Raw genomic sequence first — 14,773 nt, 5'->3', positions numbered from 1 at the left:
ATGAATCACTCTGAATTTATTTCACACTGTCAGACGATCGTTGGAAATACTTATGCATTGGTGGACCCCAATGATCAAGCGCCATACCTGAGCGACTGGCGCAATCGCTATCACGGCAAGGCGCTCGCCGTTTTACTTCCCAAAACGACCGAAGAGGTTGCCAAGATTGTCAAAGCATGTGATCAAGCATCGATTTCCATTGTTCCGCAAGGCGGTAATACCAGTATGTGCGGAGCGGCAACCCCCAATGACTCGGGCCGGCAAATTGTTTTGAATCTCAAGCGGATGAATGCGATCCGCGAAATTAATCCGAGTAACCAAACCATGGTGGTCGAGTCAGGTTGTATTTTGCAAACCCTACAAGAGGCTGCTAAAGCACAGGGGTTCTTATTTCCGCTCAGTCTTGGCGCTCAGGGAAGTTGTCAGATTGGTGGCAATCTAGCTACCAATGCGGGCGGTACCAATGTGCTGCGCTATGGTAATGCCCGCGAACTGTGTTTGGGCCTCGAAGTGGTCACTGCTCAAGGCGAGATCCTGCATGGGCTGCGGAGCTTACGCAAGGACAACACCGGGTTTGATCTGCGTGATTTGTATATTGGTTCTGAGGGATGTCTTGGCATCATTACCGCCGCGGTGATGAAGTTATATCCCTTACCGGTGACCCAATGGACTGCCTTAGTGGCCGTCCCAAATATCCCGGCAACGATTGAGCTACTGAGTCTTTTTCAGAAACGCACTGCCGCCCTACTCACCGGCTTTGAGATGATGTCAAAGGACTCCCTAGACCTCACCGCCAAGCAATTTCCCCACATGAAAAACCCCTTGGCCAATGACCCTCTTTATACGGTCTTAGTCGAGCTATCAGATCACGAGGGCGAGGAGCATGCTCGCAATCTAATGGAACAGGTGCTCGAATCTGCGTTTGAAGCAGGTATTGCAAGTGATGCGGTGATTGCGAGCAATCTCTCGCAAGCCCAATCGTTTTGGACCATGCGTGAGCACATCACCATGGCACAAGCGCAAGAAGGTGCCAATCTAAAACATGATATCTCGCTACCAATCTCAGAGCTTGATGCTTTTATTACCGAGACCGATCGATTGATTCGGGATCAATTTACTGGGGTGCGTATTATCAATTTTGGGCATTTGGGTGACGGTAATTTGCATTACAACATTGCGCCACCACTTGGGATAAATCCTAGCGAGTTCAATCGTGCTCATGAAGCGACCATTCATGATGTGGTCTATTCTCAGGTCGAGAAACACCATGGCTCTATCTCTGCTGAACATGGTATTGGGCAACTCAAACTCCCTGATTTGCAGGCGCATCGCGGATCGGTAGCCCACCAGCTGATGCGCTCCATTAAAACCGCACTAGACCCGAAGAACATCATGAACCCAGGTAAGGTATTACCTTGATCCGCATTCTTGTCGCGCTCTGGGCGTGGCTGGTGTTCGCACCATTGGCAAATGCCAACTTGCTTTCTGAGCTTCAATCAGGCTCGAGTCTTATCATCATGCGTCATGCGGATGCCCCAGGGATTGGAGATCCTCCAGGCTATCGGATTGGTGATTGCTCAACCCAACGCAATCTGGGTGAGTATGGCCGCCAGCAAGCCAAAGACATAGGTACCTGGTTAAGTAAGCACGGTATTAGTGAGGCGCGTGTATTCAGTAGCCCCTGGTGCCGCTGCCTCGATACGGCTGTTTTGCTTAATAAAGGTCCAGTTACCACGGAGCGTTCGCTCGGTTCATTCTTTAATGAAATGAGCGAGAGCGGTAAACAGACCAGAGAGTTAGAAGCATTTGTGCGGCAGCAATTATCTAAATCGAATAAGTTACCGCTGATTTTGGTGACCCATCAGGTCAATACGTATGCCTATACTGGCATGTCGGTTGGCGTAGGCCAAATGTTGCTTGTGAAAGTGAATGCCCAAGGCAAGGCCATCAGTAGCCGCGCACTTAACTAATTGGGCTTGGATAATTCTTCGCAATAAAGAAGGCACGGTCGACATTCACCTTCCAGACAATGCCATCCCCCACTTGTCCGGTCTGGCATGCTTGGACTAAGCGATCCATGATCGTATCAGCCACTTCATCGTTGCAAACAATCTCAATCCGAACTTTTGCCGAGTAATCGGTGAGCTCATCCTTGATAGTGGTTTTTTCGACTCGGTTCGGTGCGCTGCAACCTTCGACTTTTGTTACTGTCATTCCAGGAAAACCAGGGGTATCCATCAGCGCGGCCCGCACCATGGGTAACTTATTCGGACGAATCACTGCCTTAATTTCAATCACGCTTCAACCTTTTTTTCTTCAAACCAACCGTATAAGACCGGCAATACCAATAATGTTAAGCCTGTTGAGGTTATTAAACCTGAAATAACCACAATAGCAAGAGGTCTTGTGACCTCCGATCCCGGGCCGCCCGAAAACAGCATCGGAATTAAAGCCAACATCGCGACGGAGGCGGTCATCATCACAGGTCTAAAGCGATGTGCACATCCATCAATTAGAGCCTCATGCAAAGGCATGCCATCATCCCGCAATTGCTTGATAAATGAGATCAATACCACGCCGTTTAGTACCGCAATACCCCAAAGATTAATGAATCCGACTGCGGCGGGTACCGATAAATACTCGCCCGTGATAAATAGACCAAAAATACCTCCAATCGATGCAAACGGTAGGACCAAAATAATCAACCCAGCCAAACGAATCGATTGGAATAGCATAAAGAGTAAGAAGAAAATCGCGGCAATGGTGAGCGGAATAATGATCATGAGGCGCGCCATAGCACGCTCCATGTTCTCAAACTGACCACCCCACACCAAGGTGTAGCCCTCGGGTAATTTCACATCCTGCGCAATTTTCTTTTGGGCTTCATCCACAAACCCGCCCAAATCACGTCCCTGCACGTTGACACCAATCACTAGGCGACGCTTACCCGACTCGCGTGAGATTTGCGGTGGTCCATCGAGTAACTCGATCTTCGCCAAATCTTTCATCAATACTTGGGCGCCGTTAGGCGATAGTAAGATGATGTTCTCGATGGCATCGATCTTGTCACGATAAGGAGCTGGGTAGCGCAAAACCATGGGGAAACGGCGCTCACCCTCATAGACCGTCGAGGCCTGCTTACCTCCGATTGCGGTTTCGATTACGTCGTTGACATCGGCCACATTGATACCGTAGCGTGCAATCGCATCACGGTCAATCTTGATATTGAGGTAATTTTGCCCTGAGGCTTGCTCAATTCGTAGATCGGTACTGCCTTTCATACGTGACAGAATCTGACTGATCTGCGTACCTAATTTAATTAAGGTTTGAATATCATCACCGAAGATCTTGATCGCGACTTGTGAACGTACACCTGAAACCATTTCATCAACCCGTGCGGCAATCGGTTGAGAAATCACCAACTCCACACCGGGCAAGGTCTTCAATTTCTCACGGATTTGATTGGCAATCTCCTCTTGACTCAAGTCACGATCACCCAAGGGTTTCAAGGTCACAATCGGATCGGACTCGAATGGTTGACCAGGGTCGGCTGGGGACTCACCGCGTCCTAAACGGGATACCGCCATTTCCACACCAGGGATGGTCATGATTCGTTTGAGAGCTTCAAACTCCAACTTAATCGACTCATCGAGCGCAATATTGGCCGAACGCACAATCACGGGAGTGATTGAACCCTCTTGCATCACCGGGATAAATGATTTACCCAAGAAGATGAATAGAACAACGCTGGCACCCAGCGCAATCAGAGCGCGTTTTACGACTAAACGCGGATTCTTCAAACTCCAATCGAGCATGAAGTTATAGGGTTTACGCAGCTTTGCCACAATCTTCGTATCGTCCTCACTGCCACCTTTTAAGATGTAAGAGCATAGGACGGGAGATAGAACAAACGATAGGATCAGTGAGATAGTGAGCGCAATCGCAATCGTGATCGCCATCGGAGCAAACATCTTACCCTCCATCCCCTCGAGAGCAAGTAAGGGCATAAATACCAAGATGATGATGCCCACACCAAAAAGCACGGGTTTACCAACTTCGGTGGCTGCTTCTAAGATAATTCGGTTGCGGGACTCACCCATTTTTAGGCGAGCGCCTAATTTAGCGAAAGTATTTTCAACTACCACCACCGAACCATCAACCATGATGCCGATTGCGATTGCGAGACCACCCAATGACATCAAGTTCGCTGAGATGCCATAGCGGTTCATGACAAAAAATGTGAGTAGCGGGGTCAAGATTAGGGTAGCCACCACAATGATCGATGACCGAACATCACCTAAAAATAAGAAGAGCAACACGATCACCAAGATGATGCCTTCAACCAAAACCTTGGCAACGTTGAACATCGCTGCATTAACCAGATCGGTTCGATCATAGAACGGAACAATCTGCAAACCTTCAGGCAATAACTTACGCTCGTTGATATCGGCGACTTTGTCTTTGATGCGATTGACTACCTCCCGAGCATTCGCGCCGCGGTTCATCTGAATAATGCCGGCCACGCCCTCGGTGACACCATTTTTAATAATGGCGCCCTGCCGAATCTCATTACCAATCATGACCTCAGCCACATTGCGCACATAAACTGGGGTTCCCTTTACCTCTTTGAGAATAATCTTGCCAATGTCCTCCGGCTTAGCCACGAGACCAACCCCACGAATCAAATACCGCTCTGCATAGGTCGGTAATTGGCCGCCTCCAGAGTTGGCGTTGTTTCGAGCAAGTGCCACATACACGTCTTGTAAGGTAATCCCGTAGTGTCGCAAGCGCTCAGGATTGACCAGCACTTGATATTCTTTGGCGAAACCACCCATGGTGTTGATCTCGGCCACACCTGGAATCGAGCGTAACATCGGGCGCACCACCCAATCCTGAATCGTGCGTCGCTCTTGAAGCTCATCCTCAGTTAGGAGGCGATCTCGATCTGACGGATGCTCGAGGGTGTATTGATAAACCTCCCCTAGTCCAGTGGTTGGTGGCGCCAAGACAGGAGTCACCCCATCGGGCATTCGAGAAGCAACTTCAATCAAACGCTCCAAAACAAGCTGGCGCGCAAAGTAGATACTGGTCTTATCTGTAAACACCAAGGTCACAATCGAAATACCATTTCGATTCAGTGAGCGCATCTCTACGAGGCCTGGCAAGCCGGTCATGCCTAACTCAATTGGGATCGTGACAAAACGCTCGACTTCTTCGGGTGATTTACCAGGGGCCTCAGTCGCGATTTGCACCTGGATATTCGTGACATCTGGGAAGGCATCAACTGATAAGCGCTTCGTAGCAAATAAGCCTACGAAGAATAAGCAAACAGAGATCACCAACACCAAGAGGCGTTGTTGAAGAGCAAAACGGACAATGCGCTCAATCATGTCAAATGGTCTTAGCCGCCACCACTAAGCTGACGTTTGCGCTCAGCATTTAAATGAAATGCACCCTCAATGGCAATCTCTTCGCCCTCTTTGAGTCCAGACAGGATCGCACGCATGCCTTTACCCTCCGGACCCGCCTTGACGGCAACCATTCGGTAGCGATCATCATCACTTCGAATAAACACATAATCTTGGTTATCTTCCCGAATCACCGCAGAGTTTGGAACCACTAAGCGCTCGACCGGCTCACTATCAATCAACATCGTAGCTAACATCCCTGGTCGAATTTGCCCCGTTGAATTAGCGATATCCATCCGAACTACCACCGTACGGGTTTGAGGATTAACAATTGCATCCACATGCGAAATTACGCCTTCGATGACACGATTACGTAAGGCGGGAATAATCACCGAGGACTTTTGACCTTTTTGAAGCAATGAAGAGTTGCCTTCGGGTACTTCGGCAACGGCCCACAGAGTACTCAAATCAGCAATGGTAAATAGAGATTCGGCGGGCTGAACCACTTGTCCACGATTGATTTTGCGCTCAACGATTTGTCCTGGAATGGTTGCAATTACATTATTGATCGATTCAATGACGCCCGATTTGGCAAGTCGATCAATACTCTTCTGATCCATACCCTGGACTCGCAATTGATCGTTTGCGGCACGCAACTCAGCTTTTGCACTCATTGCCTCGGCTTCACGGCGCTGCAATTCAGCCAGAGCAATCACATCTTCTTTGTAGAGAATGCGTGCGCGATTAGCAGCTTGCTCAGCCAACTTGCTAGCGGTTTGGGCTTTTAAGTAGGCAAGTTGCGACTGAGTGAGCTCGGTCGAGGTGATCTTCGCCAAGATTTCTCCCTGCTGAACTTCTTGACCAGGTACGCCTATGATTTCAGAGACACGCCCCGTTACATTGGCGCCAATCCGTGCCAAGAAGCGCTCATTAAAATCAATTCGGCCAGAGACTCTTAGCTCCTCGACAAACGGGGCTAATTTGACCTGCCCATTCTTAATTAATTTGCTCAGATCATCATTGACATACACAATGCTTGGGTCTTGAACTAAGCGAGGGGTCGGTTTGGAATCAAATACATCAAAGTAATAAAGAGTTAATAAAATAACGACTACCCAAGGCAAAACAAAGAATCCCGACTTGACCCAATCTGGGCTGGCGTCATACTTTTGCAAAACTGCTGGAGCTTTTTGATTTGCAAACTCGCGAATTTGGCCGTAGCCTTGCTTTTGCCAATCCCGTATTGCATGAATTGCGGCGGTGATTTGCTCCAGAATTAGGGCGCGCCCCTTCTGAATTTGATCAGCTATTTTTTTACTGAGTTTTTGTTCGGCACTCATTATTTTTTACCTTCAATCATGGCCACCCATTCCGGCGAGGCACTCAAACGTTCAATCTCATTCACAATCGATGCCAACTCAAAGCGGGCTCGAATTAAATCATTACGAGCAGCCCGAAACGTACGTTGCGCATCTAAGAACTCCAACATGCCACGCTCACCAAAGCGATAGGAGGTCTCGGCGATCTTACGAGCACTGGCAGCAAGTTGTACGACCCGCTCATCCAATGTTTTGACCTGAAAGCTCGTAATTTCATAGAGCTTGTAGGCAGACTCCAACTGGGTCTCAAGGCTTTGCATCTGGGCATTCAATTGATTACGGGCTCTCGAGGCATTGGCCTCGGCTTCTGTAATTTGGCCTTGGCGGAAATCCCAAATCGGGATACTCACCACTAAACCGTAAAGACGATCGGTGAAGTTTGGGTCGTTGTACTGCTGCGCCTTAATGGCGAGCTGGGGTAAGCGCGAGTTCTGTTCAAAACTTAGGCGTGACTCGCTGGCTTCAACCTCGGCCTTGGCGCGCTTTAGCTCAGGGCTCTGATTGCGTAGGTTATCCAATAAGACTTTGAGATCAGGTAATTTGGAGATGGACTCTACTTTGGCCGCAATCTCAAAGTTTGCAGGAAGATTAAAGCCCACGACCTTGCGCAATTGACTACGGGCTTGCTCAATCCGTAACTTACTTCCTTGAGATACGATCTCCGCGTTTAGAAACTCGGTTTGCGCCCGAATCAACTCAAAGCGAGCGGTCTCACCAACGTCGTAGCGCAATTGCATGCGATCGCGGATTTGTTTGGTGAGATCCAAGTCCTCATCCGCAGCGCGTGATTCGGCTTCGCGACGTACGAGCTCATAAAAACTTTGGCGCACACGTGCAATGGTCTCAACCTCAAATGCAACCCGATTTGCTTCAGCTGCTCGCAAACTGGCCTCAGCAGCATTCACCCTTGGGAAACGGGTATAAGGCATGTCGAGAGGCTGGGTCACAACCCATTGCGAGAGGTTGCCAGTGTTTAATCCGCCCGAGGTACCACGTTGCTGACCGGTATTGACCTCAAACTCCGGGTTTGGAATCGCTCTCGCGCTTCGCAATTGACCACTAACCGCCCGGGTCTGATCACGAGCAGCCATCACCTGTGGATTACTTTCTAAGGCGAGCTGAATGAGCTGATCAAGGGTAAAAACCGTTTTGGTAGGTTGCGTTTGCGCCCATGTAGATGTGCAAAGACATACCCAAATTAGGGCAACATGAACTACTCGGCGAATCACGCTTAAATAGGGGTCCACAGTTTTCCAATACTTAAAACTGGTCTGGCCAAGGACTTATTCCCCTCACGCACCGGGTTGGCTCTTAATGGCTTTCCGGAATGTCGATGCGCAAGACCCATTGCTAGGCAGGCTACTCCCCAAAATCGATAAATGAATTTGACCATAGATCCAGAATTAGTGATTTCCCTAATAAATATGGGTCTATTCTACTGAAGCACTTTTTGAGGGTTTAGTAGCCTTTTTGCTGGGTGTTTTATAAAAATGAGAAAATAGGAACTCATGAGCACCATTATTGATCCCGCCATCCTGTTTTTTATCTTTGGCGTGTTTGCGGGATTGGTTCGCTCCAACCTCGAGATCCCGCAACCCATCACCCGGTTTCTATCTCTTTACCTTTTAATGGCTTTGGGCCTCAAGGGTGGGTTCGCTTTACACCAATCTGGACTTACCTTTGCAATTACCACCAGTTTGGGGATTGCAATTACCCTTGCCTGCATTATTCCGCTGGTTAGTTATTACTTTCTGAAGACCAAACTCAATGCTCTTGATTCTGCAGCGATAGCAGCGACGTATGGGTCGGTGAGCGCAGTGACCTTCATCACTGCTACTCAATACCTAAACCATGTTCAGATTGAATATGGTGGTCACATGGCCGCTGCAATGGCGCTGATGGAATCCCCGGCAATTATTTTGGCGATCTTCCTCGCCAATCGTGCGAAATCCTCCGTATCGCAAACTAAACAACCGATGAAGGTTGGCAAACTACTGCATGAGTCATTTACGGACGGGGCGCAACTATTGCTGCTTGGTGCGATGTTAATTGGCATTATCTCGGGACCCGATGGGCAAAAGGTGATGGCGCCATTCTCCGTCGATTTATTTAAAGGGATGTTGGCGTTTTTCTTATTAGATATGGGCTTAATGAGCGCTAAGAGTTTTGTTGATCTCAAAGGCAAGCCCCGACGTTTAATTGTGTATGCCTTTGTGGCACCTCTTTGCCACTCCCTCTTTGCGCTTTTACTCTGCTACATCTTTAAGGTGGAATTAGGTAATACGATTCTATTAATGGTGCTGGCTGCTAGCGCATCTTACATTGCCGTGCCGGCGGTATTGCGACACGCCTTACCGGAGGTGAGCCCTGCTTTGTACATGGGCATGTCGTTGGGTATCACATTCCCGCTCAATTTGATACTTGGCATCCCCCTCTATACCCAGATTGCCAAATTAGTCGTGGGTTAGCTCCCAATTAATAAATAAATTACTCAAGTAATCATTGAAATTGATTGGCTGGGCAAATATTCGCTAAACTGAATATATCAATAGGAGTATTCAATGGTTGCTGATAAACGCCGTCAAGCACTCAAATGGATCGCGGGAGCTGGAGGAATCATGTTTGCCCCGCAAGCGATGCAATTTGCCAGTGCGGCGGAGGATTTTTTCAAGGGACCGCCAGTTAAAGATATTCCTGCCAAGCAAATTAGTAAGCATGTTTGGTTAATCTACTCGCCGGACGGTTTCCCAACACCCGAGAACCGCGGCATGATGGCCAACGTGACCTTCGTGGTTACCAGCAAAGGGGTAGTCATATTGGATTCCGGAGCCTCCTTGCAAATTGGTGAGATGGCAATCCGGATGATTAAGAAAGTGACGGATAAACCGGTGATTGCAATTTTTAATTCGCATTACCATGGCGATCATTTTTTAGGTAATCAAGCCTTTGTGGAAACCTACAGTAAGGATATGCCGATTTATGCGCATCCCTACTCCACTAAACAGATCAAAGGTATCGAAGGCAATGCCTGGCGTAATTTAATGGAACGCTGGACCAATCAAGCGACCGCGGGAACTAAAGTGATTCCACCGACTCACGACGCCAATCAAGGCGATATTTTTAACTTTGGCGATGTGCGCATCAAGGTGCATCACCATGGCACTGCACACACCCCTGGTGATATATGCATGCAGGTGATTGAGGATAAGGTGACCTACGTGGGCGATATCGCGATGGGTAATCGCATTGCCAATATTGATGACGGCTCGTATGTCGGCACATTTAAGACCTATAAGAATTTACAAGCAACCGAGGGTGATCAGCTCTGGGTACCAGGGCACGGCGAGCCTAGCAAACAGCTCCTCAACGAATACGGTGAATTCTTAGCCGGAATTTACGACACCTGCGTCAAAGCCGTCAAAGACGGTCAGGACTTAAGTGTGGCCAAGTCGTTGGTTTTGAAAGATCCACGCGTTAGTAAGCGAGCCAAAACGATGCAAGGATTTGATGGAAATATTGGTAAGTACACTAGTCTTGCCTATTTAGAAGCTGAGAAAGAGGCGTTCTAATTAATATTAGCTTTATAGCTAATAGCCATACCCCAAACTACCGAGAATACTATTGGGAATGTATGATTTGCCATGCCCAATTCATGCCAACTTAAGGAATTGCCAATGAATAGTCGTGCCCTCCTTTTTGCGATGATGGTTGCATTACTCCTACCCCTACCCGCCCACGCTTCATTTATGCCGGCTCATTTAATTGATGGGTTTGCGAATATTGTTTCCTGGGTTGTGATTATTGTGTTGCCAATTGCGCTAATCGCGCTCTTTTGGTTTGTTCATATCTGGCCCGATACAGTTGCAAAGCGACGTCAGCATCCGCAACGCGATGCCATTCATGCGCTATGTGTTCTTTCCTTATTCTTTGGAGGTCTTCTCTGGCCCTTCGCATACTTATGGGCCTACACGCGTCCGACCATGTATAAGCTCGCTTATGGTACCGATCGGTACTCGCCGATTAACGAGACTGATACCAAATCCAAGCCTGAGTCGAGTAACTCATAATGGAAGCATTACTACTTGCCATTTATGCCACGATTGTTTGGCTAATCTTTTTTAAGTTCAAACTCTTACCTTGGACCACATCGGCCAAGGTCATTGTGGTGACCATTCCAGTAGTTGGCATGATTACGATGATTTTGTTGCTCAACGTCTTTGCCCCATCCTCTGGGGATGTGATCGTTGTTCGTAATAGCGTAGGGATTGTGAGTCAGGTGAAAGGCCGCGTAATCGAAGTTCCTGTGCATATTAATCAACGTGTCAAACAGGGGGATGTGCTGTTTAAGATTGATGCAACCCAATACCAAGCCCAGGTGAATTCAACCAAAGCAAAACTAGATCTAGCCAAACTTCGGGTCTCAGAAAACCAGCGCTTGGTTGCGGCGGGTGCCGGCAATCGTTTTGATCTCGAGAAGGCAGAGGCAGATTTACTCGATCTTCAAGAGCAGTTTAAGCATGCTCAATATGATCTTGAGCAAACGGTGATGCGTGCTCCTTCTGATGGCATCATTGTGAACGTGCAACTGCGACCAGGCGCTTATGTAGCAGCCTTCCCGATCTCTTCAGTAATGACCTTTATGGAGGACACCCCACAAATTTATGCCCTCTTTAAACAAAATGAGTTGCATCAGATCGAGCCTGGAAATGAAGCAGAGTTTTTTATTCCGAGTCTTCCTGGGGAAATCCTCAAGGCCAAAGTGGAGTCCATCATTTATGCCGAGGGTCAAGGTCAGCTGAATGTGAGCGGCAATCTGCCTACGATTGGCCTGAGAGACATTACAGCCAATCGCTTTGCCGTTAAGTTATCTCTAGATGAGGCTAAGAACTATCCCCTACTTCCTGCTGGCGCAGTTGGCGAAGGTGCGGTCTATACCAATCATTTGGCCTTCTTACATATTATTCGTAAGGTGATGTTGAGGGTTGGAACTAAACTCAATTACATCATTCCAAAGTTGCACTAAATGATAGTTGGTCCGATGCGCACTCGAGTTATTACAAGCATTAGCAGTGCTCTAGTGTTAGGCCTCAGCGCATGCGCAATTCAGGATCCATTAACAGGTCAGGCGCTACGTGAGCAGTCCTTACCCAAGGTCGCCATCCCTAATCAATTTAGCACCCCAAGCGTAAGTGGGCCAGCGCTCGATAAGGCATGGCTAGCACAATTTAATGATCCAGAGCTTAATGAGTTAGTAGCCGAGGCACTGCAAAATCATCCCGACATTCGGGTGATGGCTGCACGGCGCTTGCAGGCTCAGGCTTTGATTGATGCGGCAGGTGGTGCGCAATACCCAAGCTTAGGGGTGGTAGGTAATACGGGTGGTCGCGTTGGATCAAGTGGCACTGGCTTAACCGGCTATTACATTGGTGCCAATTGGGAACTAGACCTCTGGGGTCGAGTACGCAATCAAGTCGCCGGAGCGCGTGAGAATGCGCGTGCTCTGAATGCAGAACAAGAGGCGGCCCAACTCTCGCTGGTGGGAACTTTGACTAAAACGGTTTGGCTTGCCAGAGGATTACAAGATCAAGCACGCCTTGCCGAGGAGAATGCTGGTGCTGCGGCACGCTATGCCGAGCTCACTGCCATACGGGAGGACATTGGCGCCTCATCGAAGTCTGAGGTAGCAATAGCAAAAGCAAGCGCTGCTCAAAGTAAAGAGGCAGAGCTTATTGCCAAACAGGCACGCGACCAGGCTCTGCGTGCTGTTGAAATTTTGGTGGGGCGTTATCCCCATGCCAAACTACTCAAGAGCACCGAGCTTCCTGCCTTACCGCCCCCAGTTGCGCCGGGTATTCCAGCCGATATTTTGGAGCGCCGCCCCGATATTGTGGCCGCCGAAGCGCGCGTCAATAGCGCCTTCTATGCCGCTGCTGAGAAACGTATGGCGCGTCTTCCCAAGATTAGCTTGACAGCTGGATTTGGCTACATCAATAGCCAAGTTTTTAGTTTAGTCAGTGGTCCAAGTAGCAGTTTGGGTGTTGGGGCAAATGTCATGATGCCCCTCTTTCAGGGCGGTGCGATTGAAGCGCAAATTGCCTATCAGAATGCTGAGGCACAAGCAGCATTAGCCAACTATGGAAAAGTCGTTCTGAATGCGTTTGGGGATGTTGAAAATGCCCTTAATGGTGAAATGACTTGGCGCGAGCGTACCATTGCTCTTCAAACTCAATTAAAGCAGCAAAAACAAATCCTACGAAATACCGAACAAGAGTTTGTGATCGGTCGAATTGATCAACGTCAGATTCAGCAGCAGAAGATCAAAACGAACACCACTGAAATCAATTTCCGTCAGGGGCAAGTCGATGCCCTAACCCAGCGAGTCAATCTATACCTTGCTTTGGGTGGCTCCCCTACTCCTTAAGTTCTAAGCCCCTTTTCCTCTGAATTCCTTATTCATTTTTTATAGATCAAACCAACCATGCGCACACTACTCATCCGTTACACCGTTTTCATTCTTAGCACCTTAGCGCTTAGCGCCTGCAGTACCTTAGAGCGCAAAGCCGCTGTACCGGCCTCAGATTTGACCCGCGCACAAATTGCCGGCATGCAAAGCTCACGCTATTTAATCGCTACATCTGCCGGAATTAACAGCTTTGTTGACGATGTCAATCGACTCAATCAGCGCTTGAACAAAAAGGCTCTAGATGGCAAAAGTAACTATTTATCGTTATCGGGTGGTGGTGATAATGGAGCATTTGGTGCGGGCCTTTTAGTTGGTTGGACTGAGCAAGGCACGCGTCCTGAGTTCAATCTGGTAACTGGAATTAGTACTGGGGCACTCATTGCACCTTTTGCCTACTTAGGCAAAGACTATGATCCTGTTCTCACCGAGGTCTATACCAAGGTTAAGCCCAGTGATATTTTTAAGTCGCGCGGCTTTTTATCTGGGTTCTTTGGTGATGGTTTAGCCGATACCTCCCCTTTGTTTCAGTTGATATCCAAGCATGTCACTGCTGACTTTTTGAAAAAAGTGGCGCACGAGTACAACAACCGCGGTCGCTGGCTTTTAATCGGTACCACCAATATTGATGCTGGCACACCGGTGATTTGGAATATGGGACAAATCGCGAGCATCGGCACCCCTGAATCTCTAGAGCTCTTTCGCAAGATCTTGTTAGCATCGGCCTCGATTCCGGCAGCCTTTCCTCCTGTCATGTTCGATTTCATGATCGACGGAAAAGAGTTTCAAGAAATGCATGTCGATGGTGGTGCAACCACTCAGGTTTTTCTCTATCCAGGGGCAGCAGCAAACCGTGCGAAGGAAATTGGTGTAAAACGCATAACTAACCGTCAGGCCTACATCATTCGGAACGCTCGTTTGGATGTTGATTGGCAACAAACGGAACGCCGCACCCTGAGCATTGCAGGACGTGCGATTTCACAATTGATTCAGTCGCAAGGGATCGGTGACTTGTATCGGATTTACAACATTACTCAGGATGATCGGGTAGGGTTTAATTTGGCTTATATCGGCTCAGACTTTACTTTCCCGCATGTTGATGAATTTGATACCAAATACATGCAGGCGCTTTATGACTATGGTTACCAGAGAGCCCGTAAAGGCTATGACTGGAGCAAGTACCCGCCGGGCTATCGTAAATCAATCGAGGAAGACACGACGATGCAGCCTGAGCTTTTGAATACTAAACCGACTCCCAAGAAAACAAAGTAAGCTTAGCGGCAGTCAAATACGGCGACTAGCAAATTGTCGCCCTTGCGATATACCGCTTTCTTGCCGTACTGTTGGCAGTAGGCATTCGCTTTCTCGGTGAGCTGTGGGAGCGACTCATCTGCGCTATTCAAAAAGGTGACGTGATTAGAGTCCGATGCATCCGTAAAGACGGCAGCGCAACCCTGTAACGTTATGAAGGAGGCCAAAATGATAAGTTTCCACTGGGAGTGTTTAGGGAATCGTTTCATAATCGT

The 14,773-nt window shown here is 48.4% G+C and carries 13 protein-coding genes; 8 read left to right on the top strand and 5 right to left on the bottom strand.

Features of this window, described 5'->3' with window-relative positions; all coding sequences use genetic code 11:
* Positions 1-1,419 carry an FAD-binding oxidoreductase gene (locus QUE60_RS03640; protein WP_286227318.1) on the top strand — a complete coding sequence of 473 codons (1,419 nt, stop codon included), beginning with the start codon at positions 1-3 and terminating at the stop codon, positions 1,417-1,419.
* Entirely contained in the window at positions 1,416-1,970 is a 555-nt protein-coding gene (locus QUE60_RS03635) for a histidine phosphatase family protein (RefSeq protein ID WP_286227317.1), read from the top strand. Before QUE60_RS03640 ends, QUE60_RS03635 begins: the two co-directional genes overlap by 4 nt.
* Here the strand turns inward: QUE60_RS03635 and QUE60_RS03630 are convergent.
* Genes QUE60_RS03630 through QUE60_RS03615 form a run of 4 tightly spaced genes read right to left on the bottom strand, consistent with a single transcriptional unit; the run spans position 1,963 to position 8,016 of the window.
* Positions 1,963-2,298, bottom strand: coding sequence for a P-II family nitrogen regulator (locus QUE60_RS03630; protein ID WP_286227316.1), 336 nt, complete (start codon positions 2,296-2,298; stop codon positions 1,963-1,965). The two genes, QUE60_RS03635 and QUE60_RS03630, sit on opposite strands and share 8 nt — an antisense overlap.
* Positions 2,295-5,390, bottom strand: coding sequence for an efflux RND transporter permease subunit (locus QUE60_RS03625; RefSeq protein WP_286227315.1), 3,096 nt, complete (start codon positions 5,388-5,390; stop codon positions 2,295-2,297). Before QUE60_RS03625 ends, QUE60_RS03630 begins: the two co-directional genes overlap by 4 nt.
* An 11-nt stretch (positions 5,391-5,401) precedes the next feature.
* Positions 5,402-6,748: an efflux RND transporter periplasmic adaptor subunit gene (locus QUE60_RS03620; protein ID WP_286227314.1), complete on the bottom strand. Its 1,347-nt coding sequence runs from the start codon at positions 6,746-6,748 to the stop codon at positions 5,402-5,404.
* A complete protein-coding gene (locus tag QUE60_RS03615) occupies positions 6,748-8,016 on the bottom strand; it encodes a TolC family protein (RefSeq protein WP_286227313.1) in 1,269 nt (422 codons plus the stop codon). The genes QUE60_RS03620 and QUE60_RS03615 overlap by 1 nt, the downstream gene beginning before the upstream one ends.
* Before the next feature lie 279 nt (positions 8,017-8,295).
* Between QUE60_RS03615 and QUE60_RS03610 the strand changes: the two genes are divergently transcribed.
* The 6 genes from QUE60_RS03610 (at position 8,296) to QUE60_RS03585 (ending at position 14,519) form a co-directional block, all read left to right on the top strand.
* Complete coding sequence (locus tag QUE60_RS03610; protein WP_286227312.1) at positions 8,296-9,255, top strand: sodium-dependent bicarbonate transport family permease; 960 nt, start codon at positions 8,296-8,298, stop codon at positions 9,253-9,255.
* A gap of 93 nt (positions 9,256-9,348) precedes the next feature.
* The gene (locus QUE60_RS03605) at positions 9,349-10,356 is read left to right on the top strand and encodes an MBL fold metallo-hydrolase (protein ID WP_286227311.1); all 1,008 of its coding nucleotides are present in this window, start codon (positions 9,349-9,351) and stop codon (positions 10,354-10,356) included.
* Positions 10,357-10,461: 105 nt separating this feature from the next.
* A complete protein-coding gene (locus QUE60_RS03600) occupies positions 10,462-10,854 on the top strand; it encodes a DUF3302 domain-containing protein (RefSeq protein ID WP_286227310.1) in 393 nt (130 codons plus the stop codon).
* A complete protein-coding gene (locus QUE60_RS03595; RefSeq protein ID WP_286227309.1) occupies positions 10,854-11,810 on the top strand; it encodes an HlyD family secretion protein in 957 nt (318 codons plus the stop codon). Before QUE60_RS03600 ends, QUE60_RS03595 begins: the two co-directional genes overlap by 1 nt.
* 15 nt (positions 11,811-11,825) lie before the next feature.
* Entirely contained in the window at positions 11,826-13,208 is a 1,383-nt protein-coding gene (locus tag QUE60_RS03590) for an efflux transporter outer membrane subunit (RefSeq protein WP_286227308.1), read from the top strand.
* 57 nt (positions 13,209-13,265) lie between these two features.
* On the top strand, positions 13,266-14,519 hold the full coding sequence (locus QUE60_RS03585) for a patatin-like phospholipase family protein (protein WP_286227307.1): 1,254 nt from the start codon (positions 13,266-13,268) through the stop codon (positions 14,517-14,519).
* A 2-nt stretch (positions 14,520-14,521) separates the two neighbouring features.
* On the opposite strand, the gene QUE60_RS03580 is transcribed toward QUE60_RS03585, so the two are convergent.
* Complete coding sequence (locus QUE60_RS03580) at positions 14,522-14,767, bottom strand: hypothetical protein (protein ID WP_286227306.1); 246 nt, start codon at positions 14,765-14,767, stop codon at positions 14,522-14,524.
* Positions 14,768-14,773 lie beyond the last annotated feature (6 nt).

This window comes from Polynucleobacter sp. HIN11 (assembly GCF_030297675.1).
GTDB lineage: Bacteria > Pseudomonadota > Gammaproteobacteria > Burkholderiales > Burkholderiaceae > Polynucleobacter.
This window is presented reverse-complemented; position numbering and strand designations above follow the sequence as displayed.